Below are 17,791 nucleotides of genomic sequence, written 5' to 3'. Positions count from 1 at the left end.
ATGCATAATCACATGGCTCTATTTTGAGCTCTCGCACTCGCCTCGCTCTTAGCCAGATTAATTTAATTATACATTCATAGGGAAGGAAAGCAACTCTGCCTATCGACGTCAAATGGCCCAACCCCGGCTTAGGAGAGTGGAAAAAGAACGGTAAAGGTTGTGCCTTGACCCTCTGTCGAATCGACGGTAATTTTGCCACCGTGGCGTTCGACGATGCTAAGGCATAACGCCAGCCCCAGCCCTGTTCCCTTCGCTTTTGTCGTGAAAAATGGCTCGAACAGCTTCTCCCGTTGCCCGGAAGGAATCCCGGGTCCTGTATCGCTGACCACCAGCAGTCCACCTTGATCGGTCACTCTGGTCTCAAGCGTAAGCTGCCCTTTCTCAGCCATCGCCTCCATCGCATTACGCGACAGATTTAAGATCAGCTGTTTAATCTCCTTGGCATTCAGCAACAATTCCGGCATGGAATCATCCAGCTTGACCTCGATCGTTTGGCCGCGAAGGTTCGCATCTGCCCAAAGCAACGGCGTCAGCTCCTTGATGATGTCGTGGAGATGGCATTTCTCACTTTCAACTGGACGATTCTGCGCCAGAGAAAGAAAGTCATTGATGATGCCATTGGCCCGATCGAGCTCCTCCATCACGATCCGGTAATAATGATCAAGCGTTGGCGGGCTCTTCTCCCGCATGAGCTGCAGAAAGCCCCGCACCACCGCCATCGGATTGCGGATTTCGTGCGTGATCCCGGCAGCCATCTGACCCACCAGACTAAGCCGCTCCACATGGTTCAGCTCCATCCGCAGCGTTTCCAGTTCGGTGATATCCTGAACGATAGCTACCGCACCGATCACTTCGTTGGATTTGCTTTTTTGAATCGGAGACGTACTGGTAAAATAAATATGATTATCCGCTTTGATTAAGTCGGTCACTTTCGTTTGCCCTTCGAGCGACTGCTCGACTCGGGAGGCGATGGACTCAATCGGCACGCCGCTGAGCACATCGCTCAACCGGCGCAGCAGCAGATCCTCGCGTCGCGATTCGTTCGGCTCTTTTTGGTACGTCCGATAGAGTTGGAGAAACGTTTCATTTATCGATATAATATAACCTTGTTGATCCAGCAGTACGATACCTAGCGGAGCGGCGTCCATCATTTGCTGAAGCTTCTCCGCTTCGCGGAAGTATTCGCGCGACAGCTGCATCACTTGGCCGCGCAGCTTCTCCTTCTCCAAGGTGCTTTCGATCATGTAAACGAACAAGCTGCCGACCAGCATCGTCACTAACACATTAATGAATCCATTCGTTATAGCGTTGAGGTCTGAATGGAATGATAGGCTTCCGGTCAAAAATGGAGACATACCTATCATCGTCTCCCCGCCCATAAAGTAGAGAGAGAGGATGGCTACTTTGCCCTGGCGACCGGTTCTTTTGAAATAGCGGGAAGTGAGCAGAACAAAAGGATACAGGAGAATTCCCGTCTCCATGATAAACCCGATAAGGGTGTAATTTACTGCAAACAGAGGATGAAGGATGATCTGCAGCAGAGCCAAAGTAACCCCGTCCCGGAGCCGACCATACAGCATGAGAGCAAACAGGGGCAATATCCCGAAATTTAAAGGGGAAACTTCCCATAACCGCGAGGCAAAAATATCGCAAAGCAACATGCTGGTGAAGCAGGTATACATTAAGCCTACGGCATAGGGATGTCCCTCGGCGCTACGGTTGTTGTGAGGCCAGCAGCAATTTGTTTTCTCAAACGTCAACGGAAACAGAAAAGCAGGCAAACTGGCGATCAGCACTTGAAGCAGGATCTCTTTAACAACATCCACGTTCTCCCTCCTCTGGCGGAAGAATACAAAAATACGACTCTAGTTTCGATTAAATCATAGCCGACAAAGTTTTACAATAATTCATGGTTTATAAAATAGTAAGAATAGTACAAATAGAGAGGATATTACATGAAAAAAGCAGATGTCATCGTCATCGGCGGCGGCCCCTCCGGGCTGATGGCCGCCATTGCGGCAAGTGAGCAGGGTTCTAAAGTTCTTTTATTGGACAAGGGAGACAAGTTAGGACGTAAATTGGGCATCTCCGGCGGCGGAAGATGTAATGTCACCAATGCCAAGGAGCTGGACGAGCTCATCCAGTTTATCCCCGGAAACGGCCGTTTCCTCTACAGCGCTTTAACCACGTTCGGCAATAAGGATATTATCGCTTTCTTTGAAGGACTCGGGATTAGGCTCAAAGAAGAAGACAACGGGAGGATGTTCCCTGTCTCCGATAAAGCCAAGACCGTGGTAGATGCGCTGATCAACAAAGTACGCTCCCAAGGTGTTCAAATCCGGGTAAATAGCCCCGTAGCGGAAGTTCTTTACGACAATGGTCGAACCGTCGGCGTCAAGCTGAAAACCGGAGAAGTGCTGGAGAGCCATGCGGTGATTGTCGCTGTTGGAGGGAAATCCGTCCCGCAAACCGGGTCGACCGGTGACGGATATGCCTGGGCAGAGAAAGCCGGCCACACGATTACTGAACTTTTTCCAACAGAAGTTCCGCTCACTTCGAATGAACCTTTTATTCAAAGCAAGGAGCTGCAAGGGCTGTCCTTAAGAAACGTATCCCTTTCCGTATGGAATCCTAAGGGGAAGAAGCTGATCGAGCATCATGGCGACATGCTGTTTACGCACTTCGGGATTTCAGGACCAATTGCTTTACGGTGCAGTCAGTTCGTTGTCAAAGCTCTAAAGCAGTTCGGCACGGGGAATATTGAAGTTTCCGTTGACTTTACTCCCGATAAAAGCAAGGATGAAGTCTACAACGAAACGCTGAAGCTTGCTGAACAAGATCCCAAAAAGTCAATTAAAAACGTATTAAGAGCGTATTTGCCTGAGAAAATCATTCCAATCCTGCTGCAAAAAGCCGAATTAGATCCTCACCTGACTTACGCTCACATTCCGAAGCAAAAGTGGCTGCAATTCGCCCAGTTGGTTAAGCGTTTCCCGATTCGGGTCTACGGTACGTTATCGATTGAAGAAGCTTTTGTAACGGGCGGCGGCGTGAATATAAAGGAAATCGATCCTAAAACAATGCAATCGAAGCTGATGCCAGGACTTTATTTCTGCGGCGAAATTCTGGACGTACACGGCTATACCGGCGGATACAACATTACTGCTGCTTTCGCCACGGGGTATACCGCCGGCCGCAACGCAGCGCTGAGTATAGGGCGTTAACCGACCGGAACAACGAAAAAGGGACGCTGCGGGGTTTATCCCGCCTGCGTCCCGTTTGCCATCATTTAGACAGTTGTTCATCTAATCTTTCTGCCAGTTCGATGCGGCGAGCCGGCCTCAACGGCCGGCAGCTTCGTGTTGTACAGGTCCCGTGGATTCCCGGACGATCAGCTTGGGTTCCATAACGATTCGTTGTTTGATGTCGTCGCTCCCTTCGTCCGGCGAAGAGAGAAGCAAGCCAAAGGCCAGCTTCGCCATTTCGTCCGTCGGCTGGTCAATCGTGGTCAGCGTCGGGTTCGTGACCGTTGACAAAATCGTGTTGTCGAAGCCGATGATCGACAGCTGCTCCGGGACGCGGACGCCGCATTCCCTAGCCGCCTGCAACGCGCCGATCGCCAGCATATCGTTGCAGCAGAAGATGGCTGTCGGCGGATTGGGCCCGCGAAGCAGCATCGTCGTCGCCCGCTTGCCGTCCTTGATCGTGGATTGGCAGGCAACAATCCGCTCGTCGTCCAGCGTCTTGCCGGCCTCGAACAGCGCAAATCGGAACCCTCTCACGCGCTCCTTACTGCTGCTGAACTTAGCGTTCTCCGACAAGATCGCAATGTTCTCGTGCCCGAGCTGTAGAAGATGACCCGCCGCCAGCGAACCGCCTTTAAAGTCGTCCGTCAATACACGATGCACAGTGATATCCGGCGTCTCCCGGGCGATCATCACGATCGGAACGGAATTTTCGGACAGTTGCGCAATAATGTTGGCATTTTCAGCGCCGGTGCCGATCAGCAGGCCATCCACGCTTTTTTGTTCCAGAAGCTTGATGTATTTCTCGATGCGTTCGTCGTTATTATCCGTGCTGCATACAATGACGCTGTACCCTTCCTCATGGGCCATATCTTCCACAGCCCGGGCGATTTCGGAGAAGAACGGGTTCGACACATCGGGAATCAGCAGTCCCAGCGTATACGTCTTCTTCCCCATCAAAGCGGATGCGATGACGCTTGGCTTGTATTGAAGTCGGTCCATCACCTTAAAGATTTCTTCCCGCTTCTTCTTGCCCACGTTGCCTTTGCCGTTAATGACGTTGGAGACGGTCGCAATCGACACGCCCGCTTCCTTGGCAACGTCGTAAATCGTAGTCCCTTTCATAAACAACCTCATTCATTATCGGATAGTAGTCCGAGCGTTACCGCTCTCTATTGTGCTATTATCCGATGATTCATTTGCCTTTGCAAATGTTCAATCGGGTTGAGTCTTGCGCATGCCTGCCGGTTCGAGCGTCCATGCGTGGTCCGGGTCGTTGCGGATCTTCCAGGTGCGGACGGGACCGGCCATGACGTTGAGATAATAGACGTCGTAACCCGGAGGCGCAGACACCGGATGATAGCCCTTTGGCACGAGCACCGTCTCCCCATCCTTTATCGCCAGCGTTGAATCAAGCGAGCCGTCGTCCGTATACACGCGCTGAACGGCAAAACCTTGCGGCGGGTTCACCCGGTAATAATATGTCTCCTCCAGAAACGCTTCATCGGGCAGGGCATCCTGATCATGCTTGTGCGGGGGATAGCTGGACCAATGCCCCGGAGGCGTAAACACCTCGACAACGAGCAAGCTGTCCGCAGGCTTCTGTTCCGGCAAAATATGGTGAATATATCGCTGCGTCACCCCTTCTCCCCGGACTTCGCTGTCCATATCCTCTGGCCCGATCAGGCGAGCCGGATGGCCGCCATTCCGATCCGGCGCATGGCAGACCGCCAGCTCCAACTCGGTCACCGCTTCAATTTCGTACCGATTGCCGCCCGGCACATAGACCGCATACGGGGGAATGCGTTCAAATACGCTCATCCGCTCGCCAACCGCCTCCCACCGGGTCTCTGCCGTTGATACGTGGGCCTTCCCTTCCAAAATCACCAGGCAGTATTCCCGATCCTCTGTACTCCGTTCGATTTTCTCCCCAGGCTTCAGCCGGTACACGTCAAAGCCGACATAGCTCCAACCGGCGGATTCCGGCGTCACCGACAGCAGCGGGAGCTCGCCCGACGCTCCCTTGTCAGGACGAACGATTAGATTTGGCATTTTCTCATCTCCCTTCGCGTTCAGCATGGATCGATCCGGCCACATCCAGCTCTGACAGCTTGACGATCCGCCGTTCCTGAAGCGACAGCTTCGCTGCCCGAGCGATCCGCTCCGCCTGCAAGCCGTCCTCACCGTCAACCGGAACCGGTGTGCCGCTTAACACGCAGTCAATAAATTGCTGCGTCTCCAGGATGTACGCCTCGTTATAGCGCTCGAGGAAGAAGTATAACGGCTTATCGCTCTGCACGCCTGACGACGTGCTAAGCTCCACCGTGTTGGCGTAGTCGTTGTCGGCGTATGCCGCGCCAAGCGAGCCAAACGCTTCCGCACGCTGGTCATAACCGTACGCCGCTTGACGGCTGCAATCGATCACGCCCAACGCGCCGTTAGCAAAGCGCAGCGTCACGATCGCCGTATCCACATCGTCGTATTTCGCAAAAGCGGGATCGATCAGCACCCCGCCGTGCGCGGACACTTCCACCACCTCGCTGCCGGACAAATAGCGCGCCATGTCGAAGTCATGGATCATCATGTCCATGAAGATGCCGCCGGATACCGCGATGTAGGCTTCCGGAGGTGGACTCGGATCGCGGGACGTAATTTTAATAAGATGTACGTCACCGATTGCCCCCGACTCGACATGCTCGCGGACGCGGCGGAAATTGTGATCGAACCGGCGGTTGAAGCCCACCTGCAGCTTCACGCCGGCACGGCGCACCTCCTCCAGCGCCTCCTCCGTCTGACGGATATCCATGCTGATTGGCTTTTCACAAAAAATATGCTTACCGTTTCTTGCAGCGCTCTTGATGAGCGGAACATGGCTGTCTGTGGACGAGCAGATGAATACCGCATCGATGTCGGGATGATGAATCATCGCGTCGCTGTCGTTCGTGACGAGCGGAATCTCCCTCTCCCGTGCCCACTTCTCCAATTCGGCGTCCGCATACAAGTCGCTGATCGCGATGACCTCTGCTTGCGGCAGTCTTTTGAGATTACCCACGTGAATTTTGCCGATTCTCCCGGCGCCGATGACGCCGATTCTTAATTTATCCATGTCGTTCCTCCCACTTAACTTCAGCTTGGTTACAACCAGCGAGCGGTCACCATTTTTTTGCGCGTATAAAATTCGACCCCGTCTGTGCCGTTCGCATGCAAGTCGCCGTAGAACGACTTCTTGTAACCGGAGAACGGGAAGAACGCCATTGGTGCAGGCACGCCCAAATTAATGCCCAGCATCCCAGCGTCAATGGTCTCCCGGAAGGTCCGAACGTTGGCGCCGCTGCTCGTGAACAGACAAGCCCCGTTCGCGAATTCCGAGCGGTTGGCGAGTTCGATCGCTTCCTCCAACGTCTTCGCCCGCATGACCGACAACACCGGCGCAAAAATCTCATCTCTGCCGATCGCCATCTCGCCATTCACCTGATCAAAGATCGTTGGCCCGAGGAAAAAGCCTTCGCCGCTTGCCGCCGCATCTTCGCGGCCATCCCGAACGAGCTCGGCGCCTTCGGTAATGCCGCTTTCGATGTAGCGAATCGTCCGTTCCTTGTGCGACTGCCGGATAACCGGGCCAAGGAGCACGCCTTCGTCGAGACCGTTGCCGATCTTGATCCTGTCCGCAGCTTCAGACAGTCTGGCGACAAGTTCGTCCGCGATGTCGCCAACGGCAACGACAACGGCGCAAGCCATGCAGCGCTCGCCAGCAGAGCCAAACGCCGCGCTGATAATCTCCTTGACGGCAAGGTCAAGATCCGCGTCCGGCATTACGATCGTATAGTTTTTGGCCCCAGCCAATGCCTGAACGCGTTTGCCGTTGGCCGCACCGGTCTTGTACACGTATTCCGCCACCGGTTGTGAGCCAACAAACGAGATCGCCTTGACGCCGGGATGCTGCAGCAAGCCGTTTACAACATCATGCGCACCGTGTACGACGTTCAGCACGCCAGGCGGCAGGCCAGCCTCATGGAACAGTTCAGCCAGCCGGTTCGCCAGCAGCGGCGTCCGCTCGGACGGCTTGAGCACAAACGTATTGCCGCACGCAATCGCCAGCGGGAACATCCAGCAAGGCACCATCATCGGAAAATTAAACGGCGTGATGCCACCGACAACTCCGAGCGGGTAGCGGTACATGCCGGATTCCAGGTTCGAGGCAATATCCGGCAGCTGCTTCCCCATCATCAGCGAAGGTACACCTGCGGCGAATTCGACGCATTCGATGCCGCGCAGCACTTCGCCGTGCGCCTCGTTAAAGCTTTTGCCGTTCTCTTGCGTAATCAGGCGGGCTAATTCATCCCAATGCTCCACAAGCAGCTGCTGGTACTTAAACAACACCCGTGCACGGCGCGGAACCGGTGTCCGGCTCCATGCGGTAAAAGCTTCGGCCGCAGCCGAAACCGCCTGATCCACCTCAGCCTGCGTAGACAACGGCACCTTCGCCAATACTTCGCCTGTTGCCGGGTTGTAGACATCCTCCGTTAGTTCGGATGCGGACTTAACCCATTGTCCGCCGATCCAGTTGTTTAGCGTCGTTGAGTTCATAGCGCATGTTCTCCCCGTTTCTATAGGCCGGCCCACTTGCCTCTCAAGTTAACCGGCTGTAATCTCCCCGCGCTCGCAGCGCTGAATATAGTCCTCCACCGCTTTGGCAGTGGGCATCGCGTCCGAACAGCTGTGACTCGAAATCACAATACTTGCTGCCGCCCCGCCAAAAGCCATGCTCCGGGCGACATCCCACCCGGACATTAGTCCGTGAAGGAAGCCGGAAGCATAGGCATCGCCGGCCCCAAACGTCTTGATGACCTTTGCTGGATACGACGGAGCGCGATGCTCCAGGCCATCCTCCGTATAGGCGATGGACCCCTCCTTGCCATGCTTGATGACGACGAGCTTCGCACCGCGATCGAACCACTTGGCAGCGGTGTACCGGTCACTGCGGTCGGAATTCTGCTCGAATCGCTCCATGCTGTCGAATTCCTCGCGCGTCCCGAGGATGATGTCGCTTTTCTCCGCGACAAGGTGGCAGTACACCGCCGTTTCCTCCGGCGATTTCCAGGTATAAGGCCGATAGTCGATATCAAAAGCGACCGGAGTCCCGTGAGCCCGGGCATACTCCAGGGCGACGAATACCGCCTCCCGAGACGGACTTGCGGCCAGTGCTGTACCCGAGATCAAGAGCGCTCTGCTCTCCGCAATCAGCGATTCATTCACCTCCAGCGGGCCAAGCTTCAGATCGGCCACATTATCCCGATACATCAGGATGCTGCAATCCGTAGGGCTCTTGATTTCCGTGAACGCAAGCCCGGTGACCGCGCCGGTGTGGTCCGTCGAGACGCCGCTGTCGTCGATGCCGTTATCGCGCAGGTACGTTCGAATAAATCGGCCCATCTGATCGTCGGCCAATTTACCGATGAAGGCGACGCGCCGGCCAAGCCGGCTCATGCCGATGGCAATATTCGCGGGCGAACCCCCAACATACTTGGTGAACGTCACCGTCTGCTCCATCGGGCGGTTAATTTCGTTCGCGTTAAGGTCAATACATAGCCGTCCAAGCGCCGTGAGGTCAAACCTCCGGTTCTCCGGGAACAGCGAAACCAACGTTGTCATGAAGGGTCCCCTCCTTCAGCCGGAATCAGCGAGTGCAGATAGGCAAGCGCCTTCGCTGCATATTCCCGCGGCGGATGCTCCGCCGGATCCTGCTCGCCCTCAAGCATGGCCCAACCGCTGTAACCGCGGCTGACCAGCTCAGCGATGATCGGCCCAAAATCGATGCAGCCGTCGCCCGGAACCGTGAATACGCCTTCACGAATGCAGGTGATGAAGTCGGAGCCGGCTTCCTTCAGCTTACGCAGCCTGTCGTCGCGCACGTCCTTCAGATGAACGTAGGCGATGCGGTCGTAATGCTTGCGGAGCACTGTCAGCGGGTCCGCCCCGCCGTACAGCGCGTGCCCGGTATCAAACAGCAGCCACACCGATTCCGGATCGGTCAGTTCCATCAGCTTGTCGATCTCATCGGGCCCTTCGATGACCGTGCCGCCATGGTGGTGGTAGGTCAGCTTCAGCCCGTACTCGCGGGCGATGCGGCCGGCAGCGTTAAGACCTTCAGCCAAGCTGCTCCATCCCGCATCGTCCAAAGGAATAACGTTCCGCTCGTTTGGCGTTCGTCGCGGATCAAAGTGCAGTGAACCGCCAACTTCGCACGTGCTTATCACCTCAGCCCCCATCTCTTTCAGAAACTTTCCATGCTTCCGGTATGCCTCCAGTTCCTGCTCCCGATAAGCCGGATCAGAGAAGAGCACCGACTTCCATTGCGAGACCAGTTGGATGCCGCGTTTGGACAACTCCTGCTTCAGCACGCCGATCTCGGTTGGATATTTTCTCCCCATCTCCGTTCCCGTCAGGCCCAGCGCTTGGATATCATCCAGGATTTGTTCGTACGTCGTGTCCGCTCCATGCTCCTTGACGTCTTCCCCAACCCAATTAATCGGATGCGCCCCTAAGCGAAAAGAAAAATCTCTCATCCTCATCCCTCCCCGTTGCCGGTTTCGATTAATAAGCTCTTGCCTGCCGAATGCGCTCGTTCATGGCTTCGTGGGCCTTCACAACCCGCTCGCCCGTCGAGACGGCGGGGACGCCGACGTTCCACCAGGACTCGTAGCCCTCCGTGTTGGTGCCCGGCAGCACCGCGATCTCGATCAGCGTCGTCCGCGTCTCTGCCTGGGCCAGGCGAAGCGCCTCGCGCAGCTCCTCCGTGTTCGCTGCCTTATACGAAGCTGCACCAAGACTGCGGGCGTGCGCGGCGAAGTCGATGGGAAGCACCTCGCCCGTGTAGCGGCCTGTGCCGCCCTCCCGATAACGGAATTCGTTGCCAAATCCGTCGCTTCCATGCTCGCGCTGCAAGTTGTGAATGCATTGGAAGCCGTGGTTATTAAACAGCAGGACCGTGATTTTCCGCCCTTCCTGCAAGCTGGTGAGCAGCTCGGAGTGAAGCATCAAATAGCTGCCATCCCCGACCAAGGCGTATACGTCCCGCTGCGGCGCCGCCAGCGAGACCCCAAAGGCGCCGCTCACTTCATAGCCCATACAGGAGAAGCCGTATTCCATATGGTAGGTATCCGGCCGGGACGTCCGCCACAGCCGCTGCAGGTCGCCGGGCAGACTGCCCGCCGCGCATACGATAACCGCTTCGTCGCCGATCGTCTTATTGATCACCCCAAGCGCACGTGTCTGCGCAAGCCCGTCTTCGCGTTCCAGCCCATATAACCGGTCGACCTCCCGATCCCACTCGGCCTTGAGCGCTTCGATCTCCGTTTCGCCGTAAGCTGACGCATACCCCGCCGCCGCCAAAATTTCCGCAAGCGCCGGCAGCGTTGCCTTCGCATCTCCCGCAAGCGGGATCCCGTCCAGCTTGACGCCGTCCAGCCGGCTGACGTTCACATTCACAAACAGCGCGTCTTCCCGGTACGCCGACTTGGATGCGGTCGTAAAGTCGGAATACCGCGTACCGACGCCGATGACGAGATCGGCCTGATGGGCGAGCCGATTCGCCGCGAGGCCGCCGGTGACTCCAATACCGCCGACGTTAAGCGGATGGTTCCAAGGCAGGACGCCTTTGCCCGCCTGCGTCTCCGCCACCGGAATGCCAAAGCGCTCGGCGAATGCCGCCAGCTCAGCCTCCGCCCCGGAATAACGCACGCCGCCGCCTGCAACGATGATCGGACGGCGCTTGGCTGAGATGGCTTCCGCCGCCCGACGGAGCGCCTCCTCAGACGGACGATGCCGCTCAATGACATGCACCCGCTTGTCAAAAAACGCCTCCGGGTAATCATAAGCCTCTGCCTGAACATCCTGCGGAAGCGCAAGCGTCACCGCCCCCGTCTCTGCCGGGTCCGTCAGCACGCGCATCGCGTTCAGCGCTGCGGTCATCAACTGCTCCGGACGAACGATGCGATCCCAATACTTGCTTACCGGCTTGAAGCAATCCGTCGCCGCGATCGTGTAGTCGTGGCCGGCTTCCAGTTGCTGCAGCACCGGATCAGGCTGCCGTGAGGCGAAGTTGTCGCCGGGCAATAGCAGCAGCGGGATACGATTGACCGTTGCCGTCCCTGCTGCGGTCACCATGTTCAGCGCGCCAGGACCTATCGAGGTCGTGCACGCGTAGATGCGCCGGCGCCGCGATTGCTTCGCAAACGCGATCGCCGCATGGGCCATGCCTTGCTCGTTCTTGCCTTGCACGTATACTAGCTTGCCTGGGCTTCGTTCCAGCGCCTCCCCGATGCCCGTTACATTGCCATGGCCAAAGATGCCCATGACCCCAGCCACGAACTTCGTCTCGACACCGTCGACGGATACGTATTGATTGTCCAGAAACCTTAACAACGCTTGTGCCATTGTAAGCCGGATCGTCCGCATTTTGCCCTCCCACTTTTCATTAATCTCTTAAAAATACAACGCTTTCAATTTATCGTAAACTTCTATGTTCAAATTAAGTGAAGCGCTTAATTAACTTTTTACTATAAATTTGCAGTGAGCGCAATCATTTTTTGGGGCTTGGGTAGATCTCGACAAAGGTGTAGAAAAATCAGGAATTCTCGATTTCTCGGTCGAAACGGCGGTTTTTGAGACGAGCGCGAACAAACAAAAAATAAAACAACCCGGCGTCAGAATTACAATACCAGGTTGTTTTTCGTGGATCTAGTAAAGCGCTTTATGACCTATCCTATGATTTAAAGGGGGGCTACCCTCGCCTACGATCTCCATCGTCTGAAGGATAAGCCCATTTCACGGGAGAAGCCGCCAAGCCATCTGGCGAGCAATACGCCCGTGGATGCCTTAGACGCCATCGTTGTCATAGATGTTTTGCTGCGGGCGGCCAGCCCCAAATGCTCCCATAACGTCAGCGTATCGTAAAATACCGGCTGCTCCGGAATATAAGCATAATGGTTCGCCCCGCCATGAAGTGTCACCTCGGCGTCCGCAAACGGCAGCAGGCCAATCGCCTTCAGCGTGGTGCTCTTCCCCGCTCCGTTAAGCCCGATCAGCCCGGTAAGAACACCGGGCTTCACTTCGAGCGAAATTTGTTTGATGGCGGCCATCCCTGACTCGTATCCCGCCTGATGAATATTCACTTCCGTTCCATTACGCCTCCACAGCTCCCACAGTCTCCACTGCCGGTACAGCTGCGGCGCGGTCCCGCTTCATAATGGCCGGGGCAATCGACAAGAGCAGGAAGCCGATGACGGCCATCAGGCTGCCCGATACAATGAAGGCGGGTTCCGGCCCAAAGGCGGTCACCAGCGAGCCGCCAAACAACGGTCCGATCAGCGTTGCGGTCGAGGTCAAGCTCGATACCGTTCCAAAAACGCGCCCGGTCACCGCTTCCGGGGTCCGCTGCTGCAGCGTGACCTGGAACGGGATAAACGTCATCCCCGCGCCTAATCCGGCGAATGCGAACAATGCCAGCATCAACGCCATGACTCCGTCGGTAAACGTGACCCGGCTCACGATAAAGCCTGCTGCCGCGAACACCAACCCCAGCATGGCTCCGCCGATCCCCATTTTATACAGCGGAGTGATCTTGAGGCGCTGCGTGAGCCACGCCGCAGTTAAGGTGCCTACCCCGCTAAACGTAATGCACCACCCCAGCAAGTCATCGGGCACCCCAGGGATCTCCCGGAACAAAACCACGGCTTGCGAATCGGCGATCTGCAGAACGAGCAAACACGCGCACAGGATCAATGTGGCAATGGCAAGCAGCGGAATTCCGCCGATGATTTTGATGCCGGCCGCCATTTCTGCCCAAAACCCCCGCTTCTGTTTCCCGGATGCCGCTGATTCCCCGGCTTCCCCTTCCACCGGTTTCGACAATGCTGCAACGCTCCGCAACTTGCCCGGCACCTTGGTTAGCAAGAGCGCCGAAACGAGAAAGGTTCCCGCATCCACCACAAAACATACGGTTACGCTAAATACCGCCGTCAGCATCCCGCCCAGAGCTGGACCGATAATTTTGGTGCCCTGTTCAATGATCGCACTGTAGGAAACGGCCTGTTCCAACTGCTCATGCGGCACAATCTCTTTAATTTTCCCGTTCTTCGCCGGGGAGAAGATGACGTCCAAGATTCCCTTGAAGATCAACAGGACGTACACCTGCCAGATCTCCATTACGAACACGAAGCCGAGCAGCACCCCAAACCGCACAAGGTCGGAGAAGACCATCAACTTTCTGCGTTCAAATCGATCCGCAAGCATGCCCGCCAACGGTCCGCCCAACAATACCGGCAACACCATACAAAGCGAGACCATTGTAATTTCCCAAGGTGTGGCGTGCCATTTCAAGCCAACCATCGTCAGCAAGGCGAGCAAATACAACCAGTCGCCAATGTTGGATACCAACTGCGCCGATAACAGCGCTAAATAAGCACGATTTCGCAAGAGGCCGGAAGTTTCCCGGCTGGCCAAACCTTTCCCCAATCTTCTCATCTTCGACATCCCCTACTCCGCTTTGATTTATGAAGTTATCTTAATGAAACGGAAGGGGGATTCCATCCGTCTCGGGGCCGATTCCGTCCCTGCGCCGCAGAATGAAATTTTTGTGGTCCTAAGGCAGAGAGAATTACATTTATTTCCATACAAAAAAGACGCAAATTGTGATAAATTATATTTTTTTTAAATCTAAGGTGGTTTAAGATTACAAGTACTCGATCAAGTTCAAAGATTCACAAATATAAAATAAGGGCGGGATGCACATGATGACCACCGAACAACGCGGAACGGATTTGTCACTGCATTTGTACCGGGTTTTTGCCAAATCATTTAAGAGCGTCAACGAGCATGCGGTCATGGGGAGCAAAATCCAAGGATTTAATCCTACGGCCTTTGCCGTTCTGGAGGTCCTGTATTACAAAGGCTCTCAGCCGATTCAACAAATCGGCGCGAAGCTGCTGCTGCAAAGCGGGAACGTGACGTATGTGATCGATAAGCTGGAAGCGGCCGGCTTGCTGCACCGAACGCCTTGCCCGCGCGACCGTCGTGTAATTTATGCCAATCTGACACCTAAAGGCAAAGAGCTGATGGACCGGCTGTATCCGGAGTATGCGGAGCGGATTGACCACGCGCTGAGCGGGCTGACGGATGAGGAGAAGAAGGTCATGATCGAATTGCTGAAGAAAATGGGCCGTGAAGCCGAGAAGCTTGCCCCGTTGCTGCGGAAATAAAACAAATAGGCTGTTTCCATGGCTCATCGGCATGATGAACCTGGACACAGCCTACTTCGGGAAATCCGTGAGAATTCTCTTACCGTGAGAATTCCCTTACATAGAATAGAGTGATGAAATCACCTTATCTCAGGACCATGAGCCCGATAAGGTGATTTTTTATGGAATGCTCCAAACCCTAATGGGTCGGATCCATATCCTTGTTGTGGTCGCGGTTGTTAATGTCGCGGTGCCGGCGGTCATTCACCTTTTGCTGTATCTGCTGGGCTTGGTGTGCGTTGACCGGGGTCCGGTCCAGATCCTCTACGACATTCGTCAAATTTTTATCGATTCCCGATTTGCTTCGTGCCATCGCATAGGTCCTCGCTTTCTCGTTGTTAAGGGTTCGTCAGCGGCGCCAAAGCTTGCGCGCATTCATGAATATGACGGACATAGTCTCCGGTTAACTCCTGAATTTCCTGGCTGTTCTCCGCAATGGCCTGCCCATCCCGCTCCACATCTACCAGCTCGACACGAACCTCGCGCGGGTCCATATAAGAGCATTGAAAATCGAAGGAATAAAGCTGATGTCCCGCCGCATTGATATGAATCCGCAGCCCCTGGGGGTCCGCCCCATCAGCTTGCACCTGTACGGAGTCTCCCGGGTTCAAGTATTCCGGCAGCTGCTTCTGCCAAGCGTTGACGAGCGTGTGTTGGTCAACGTTCATGACCTTGTTCATAGTTACACCTCCCCTTTCCTGTTAAGGTGCGGAGAGGCAGGCTTTTTTATACCGTTTGATGCAAAAGAGACTGTAGACCGCGGCTACCCAAGGTCCGCCAAAAAGCAAAACGGGCCGTCCCATGAAGGGACCGCCCGCTGTAACCCCATATGAAGTTAAGCTCTATCTATAGAGGGCTCGCCCGCCTCGACGTCCTCCTCCTGCTCCGGTGCCTGGTTACGCAGCCCGAAAGCGCATAGGATGCCAACGATGCCAAGCACGGCCATCACGATAAACAGCGTATGCAGGCTTTGTGCCAGTACATCCTTTAGCTCACTCCATAGCTTGGGGGCGAGCGAGTGGACTTTTTCCGGAGACAGCAGCTGGTCGATATCATCCTGGGAGATCGGGATCCCTGCCGCCGTGCCATTCTTCGTCTGGGCAACAATCTGCAGATTAATCAAGGTACCAAAGGCGGTGACCCCAATCGTCTGCCCAATCGATTTGACGAAGGAATTTAGCGCCGTAGAGGCGCCGCGCAGGTTATAACCAACGGAGGATTGGGAGATGATCGTAAATACGGTAAACGAAAAACCAAACCCGATCCCGTACAGCGCGTTATAAATCAACAGCGGCCAGATCGGTGTTCCGCCTTGGATCGTAGCCAATCCTAACGCACCGAGGGCGATGATCACCATTCCGATCAGCGAAGTGTTACGGGAGCCGCGGGTAATGATCCAACGGCCGCCCAACACCGAGCCAAGCATCCAACCGATGGACATGGGGGCGAGTACGAGACCGGAGGTCGTCGCATTTTGCCCCTGCACTCCTTGAACCCAGAGCGGCAGATACGAGGTTAACCCGATGAGCAGGGCGCTTGCCAACAGACTGGTGATATTGGAGAAGGCGATATCCCGGATACGGAACAGCTTCAGCGGCACCAGCGGTTCCTCGGCCCGTTGCTCAACGACGAAGAACAGCACCAGGAAGCAGGCCGCCACAGCAAAAATCCCGATCAGCCAAGGCGAAACCCAATCAAACTGTTGTCCGCCCGTCGCCAGCCCAATCAGCAAAGCGGAAACGCCAATCGTAAAGGTGACCGCTCCCAAATAGTCCACCTTCACCTTCCGTTTTTCAATCTGTTCATGCAGATAGACGATGATGAAATAGAGCGACAGCAGGCCAAACGGTACATTAAAATAGAATGCCCAACGCCAATTCAATGAATCCACGACATATCCGCCCAGCAGCGGCCCGATCAAAGAAGAAATGCCCCAAACCGAGCTGATCCAGCCCTGAATCTTGGAGCGTTCCTCGATGGAATAAATGTCGCCGATAATCGTAAACGTCACCGGCAGCAGGCCGCCGGCTCCGATCCCCTGCAAGGCGCGGAACCCGATCAGCTGTCCCATGCTGTGCGCCGTGCCGGACAGGACCGAACCCGCCAAGAACAGCAGGGAACTGATCACAAACACCGGTTTGCGGCCGTACAAATCGCTGATTTTCCCAAAAATCGGCGTAGTGACGGACATGGTCAGCAAATAGGCGGTAAACACCCAGCTCAGCAGCCGGGCGCCGCCCAGATCGCCAACGATCCGCGGGCCTGCCGGACCGATGACAGTCCCTTCGATCGCCGCTAAAAACGTGGACAGCAGCAAGCCCGTTAAAATATAATTCCGTTTCAATTGCATTGGTTTCATGATGAATAAAACTTCCTTTCTTTACTTTCCGGGCAAGGATTCCATAAACATTCATTATAATTTAACCCTCTGAAAAAAGAAAGCGGACAACAAACACAGGCCCTTTCCTGGTTTGTCGTCCGCATGTTTACGTATCGTCTATTGGATTGTCAACCTATCGTCTATCGTCTATTGGATCGTCTGCTTCATCGTTATCGTACCGTTTCCTGTCCAGCTTTAATCCCGCTCTTCGTCCTGAAGCTGCCCTTCCGCGATCCGCCAACGCTTGACCCGTTGGCCTTCAAACAACTCCGGCTCATGGGTGATCATGATCAGCGCGGCACCTTGGTCCAGCGCCTCACGGCACAAAGCCGTTAACAAGCGGACACCGCTGTAATCGATGCCCGCCGTGGGCTCATCGAGTATATACAGCCGCTTCGGGCAGATCATGACAGAGGCTGCGCTCAGGAGCCGCTTCTCCCCGCCGCTTAACCAATACGGGGAATCGCCGGTTTTACCGCTTAAGCCGATCGCCTCCAGCATCCGTTCCGCGCGCTGCCGCCATTCCTCCGGCACAGGATCCCGCGGCCGCAGCCCAAGCTCAGCGCGCGGGCTGTACAGCAGCTCGTCCAGCACCGTCGAAGCAACGAATTGCTGCTCCGGCTGCTGGAACACGTAGCCGATCTCGGACGCCAGATCGTACAGCGTCCGGCGAGCGGTATCCTTGCCCTGCCAGAACACCGTCCCTTTGGGCGGGCGCAGAAGGCCCATCAGCAGGCGGGACAACGTGGTTTTGCCGGAGCCGTTGTCCCCGCACAGCAGCCGCCATTCGCCAGGGTACAGCGTGAGGCTAACATCCCGCAGCACCGGCTCGGCCCCGCGGGCGAAGGCGTAGCTGAGCCCGCGCGCTT

The 17,791-nt window shown here is 55.6% G+C and carries 16 protein-coding genes; 2 read left to right on the top strand and 14 right to left on the bottom strand.

Annotated features, from left to right (window positions below; all coding sequences use genetic code 11):
* Positions 1–128: 128 nt before the first annotated feature.
* A complete protein-coding gene (locus POTG_RS06865) occupies positions 129–1,826 on the bottom strand; it encodes a two-component system sensor histidine kinase NtrB (protein WP_009224097.1) in 1,698 nt (565 codons plus the stop codon).
* Between the two features lie 129 nt (positions 1,827–1,955).
* On the opposite strand from POTG_RS06865, the gene POTG_RS06860 reads away from it, so the two are divergent.
* Complete coding sequence (locus POTG_RS06860; protein ID WP_009224096.1) at positions 1,956–3,224, top strand: NAD(P)/FAD-dependent oxidoreductase; 1,269 nt, start codon at positions 1,956–1,958, stop codon at positions 3,222–3,224.
* A 117-nt stretch (positions 3,225–3,341) separates the two neighbouring features.
* On the opposite strand, the gene POTG_RS06855 is transcribed toward POTG_RS06860, so the two are convergent.
* The 9 genes from POTG_RS06855 to POTG_RS06815 all read right to left on the bottom strand — a co-directional run bounded on the left by POTG_RS06855 (position 3,342) and on the right by POTG_RS06815 (position 13,769).
* Positions 3,342–4,370 carry a LacI family DNA-binding transcriptional regulator gene (locus POTG_RS06855; protein WP_009224095.1) on the bottom strand — a complete coding sequence of 343 codons (1,029 nt, stop codon included), beginning with the start codon at positions 4,368–4,370 and terminating at the stop codon, positions 3,342–3,344.
* A gap of 90 nt (positions 4,371–4,460) precedes the next feature.
* Positions 4,461–5,297: a 5-deoxy-glucuronate isomerase gene (gene iolB, locus POTG_RS06850; RefSeq protein ID WP_009224094.1), complete on the bottom strand. Its 837-nt coding sequence runs from the start codon at positions 5,295–5,297 to the stop codon at positions 4,461–4,463.
* 4 nt (positions 5,298–5,301) lie between these two features.
* On the bottom strand, positions 5,302–6,351 hold the full coding sequence (iolG, locus tag POTG_RS06845) for an inositol 2-dehydrogenase (protein WP_009224093.1): 1,050 nt from the start codon (positions 6,349–6,351) through the stop codon (positions 5,302–5,304).
* A 29-nt stretch (positions 6,352–6,380) separates the two neighbouring features.
* Complete coding sequence (locus tag POTG_RS06840) at positions 6,381–7,832, bottom strand: CoA-acylating methylmalonate-semialdehyde dehydrogenase (protein ID WP_009224092.1); 1,452 nt, start codon at positions 7,830–7,832, stop codon at positions 6,381–6,383.
* A 48-nt stretch (positions 7,833–7,880) separates the two neighbouring features.
* Positions 7,881–8,897 (bottom strand): 5-dehydro-2-deoxygluconokinase, encoded by a 1,017-nt coding sequence (gene iolC, locus POTG_RS06835; protein ID WP_009224091.1) that lies wholly within the window; start codon positions 8,895–8,897, stop codon positions 7,881–7,883.
* The gene (iolE, locus tag POTG_RS06830) at positions 8,894–9,811 is read right to left on the bottom strand and encodes a myo-inosose-2 dehydratase (protein ID WP_009224090.1); all 918 of its coding nucleotides are present in this window, start codon (positions 9,809–9,811) and stop codon (positions 8,894–8,896) included. The genes iolC and iolE overlap by 4 nt, the downstream gene beginning before the upstream one ends.
* Before the next feature lie 28 nt (positions 9,812–9,839).
* Positions 9,840–11,702 (bottom strand): 3D-(3,5/4)-trihydroxycyclohexane-1,2-dione acylhydrolase (decyclizing), encoded by a 1,863-nt coding sequence (gene iolD, locus POTG_RS06825; RefSeq protein WP_009224089.1) that lies wholly within the window; start codon positions 11,700–11,702, stop codon positions 9,840–9,842.
* Between the two features lie 335 nt (positions 11,703–12,037).
* Positions 12,038–12,418, bottom strand: a complete 381-nt coding sequence (locus POTG_RS06820; RefSeq protein ID WP_050769708.1) for an ATP-binding cassette domain-containing protein — start codon at positions 12,416–12,418, stop codon at positions 12,038–12,040.
* A gap of 10 nt (positions 12,419–12,428) precedes the next feature.
* On the bottom strand, positions 12,429–13,769 hold the full coding sequence (locus POTG_RS06815; protein WP_157273340.1) for an MFS transporter: 1,341 nt from the start codon (positions 13,767–13,769) through the stop codon (positions 12,429–12,431).
* Between the two features lie 266 nt (positions 13,770–14,035).
* Here POTG_RS06815 and POTG_RS06810 point away from each other — a divergent pair, with 266 nt between their 5' ends.
* Positions 14,036–14,503, top strand: a complete 468-nt coding sequence (locus POTG_RS06810; protein ID WP_009224086.1) for a MarR family winged helix-turn-helix transcriptional regulator — start codon at positions 14,036–14,038, stop codon at positions 14,501–14,503.
* Between the two features lie 178 nt (positions 14,504–14,681).
* Here POTG_RS06810 and POTG_RS24240 read toward each other — a convergent pair whose 3' ends face one another.
* The 4 genes from POTG_RS24240 to POTG_RS06795 all read right to left on the bottom strand — a co-directional run.
* Positions 14,682–14,855 (bottom strand): hypothetical protein, encoded by a 174-nt coding sequence (locus POTG_RS24240; protein ID WP_009224085.1) that lies wholly within the window; start codon positions 14,853–14,855, stop codon positions 14,682–14,684.
* A 25-nt stretch (positions 14,856–14,880) separates the two neighbouring features.
* Positions 14,881–15,222 (bottom strand): hypothetical protein, encoded by a 342-nt coding sequence (locus POTG_RS06805; RefSeq protein WP_009224084.1) that lies wholly within the window; start codon positions 15,220–15,222, stop codon positions 14,881–14,883.
* A gap of 155 nt (positions 15,223–15,377) precedes the next feature.
* A complete protein-coding gene (locus tag POTG_RS06800; protein WP_009224083.1) occupies positions 15,378–16,901 on the bottom strand; it encodes an MDR family MFS transporter in 1,524 nt (507 codons plus the stop codon).
* A 216-nt stretch (positions 16,902–17,117) separates the two neighbouring features.
* A partial coding sequence (locus POTG_RS06795; protein ID WP_009224082.1) for an ABC transporter ATP-binding protein occupies positions 17,118–17,791 on the bottom strand: 674 nt, incomplete at its 5' end.

Source organism: Paenibacillus sp. oral taxon 786 str. D14, from assembly GCF_000159955.1.
Taxonomy (GTDB): domain Bacteria; phylum Bacillota; class Bacilli; order Paenibacillales; family Paenibacillaceae; genus Fontibacillus; species Fontibacillus phoenicis.
Note: the sequence above shows the minus strand (reverse complement) of the source record. Positions and strands in the feature narration are given on the sequence as shown.

What these genes read in the sequence shown, in the direction of transcription:
- POTG_RS06860 (WP_009224096.1), top strand. Translation starts at nt 1,956, where the DNA reads ATGAAAAAAGCAGATGTCATCGTCATCGGCGGCGGCCCCTCCGGGCTG.
- POTG_RS06855 (WP_009224095.1), bottom strand. Translation starts at nt 4,370, where the DNA reads ATGAAAGGGACTACGATTTACGACGTTGCCAAGGAAGCGGGCGTGTCG.
- iolB (WP_009224094.1), bottom strand. Translation starts at nt 5,297, where the DNA reads ATGCCAAATCTAATCGTTCGTCCTGACAAGGGAGCGTCGGGCGAGCTC.
- iolG (WP_009224093.1), bottom strand. Translation starts at nt 6,351, where the DNA reads ATGGATAAATTAAGAATCGGCGTCATCGGCGCCGGGAGAATCGGCAAA.
- POTG_RS06840 (WP_009224092.1), bottom strand. Translation starts at nt 7,832, where the DNA reads ATGAACTCAACGACGCTAAACAACTGGATCGGCGGACAATGGGTTAAG.
- iolC (WP_009224091.1), bottom strand. Translation starts at nt 8,897, where the DNA reads ATGACAACGTTGGTTTCGCTGTTCCCGGAGAACCGGAGGTTTGACCTC.
- iolE (WP_009224090.1), bottom strand. Translation starts at nt 9,811, where the DNA reads ATGAGAGATTTTTCTTTTCGCTTAGGGGCGCATCCGATTAATTGGGTT.
- iolD (WP_009224089.1), bottom strand. Translation starts at nt 11,702, where the DNA reads ATGCGGACGATCCGGCTTACAATGGCACAAGCGTTGTTAAGGTTTCTG.
- POTG_RS06815 (WP_157273340.1), bottom strand. Translation starts at nt 13,769, where the DNA reads ATGAGAAGATTGGGGAAAGGTTTGGCCAGCCGGGAAACTTCCGGCCTC.
- POTG_RS06810 (WP_009224086.1), top strand. Translation starts at nt 14,036, where the DNA reads ATGATGACCACCGAACAACGCGGAACGGATTTGTCACTGCATTTGTAC.
- POTG_RS24240 (WP_009224085.1), bottom strand. Translation starts at nt 14,855, where the DNA reads ATGGCACGAAGCAAATCGGGAATCGATAAAAATTTGACGAATGTCGTA.
- POTG_RS06805 (WP_009224084.1), bottom strand. Translation starts at nt 15,222, where the DNA reads ATGAACAAGGTCATGAACGTTGACCAACACACGCTCGTCAACGCTTGG.
- POTG_RS06800 (WP_009224083.1), bottom strand. Translation starts at nt 16,901, where the DNA reads ATGAAACCAATGCAATTGAAACGGAATTATATTTTAACGGGCTTGCTG.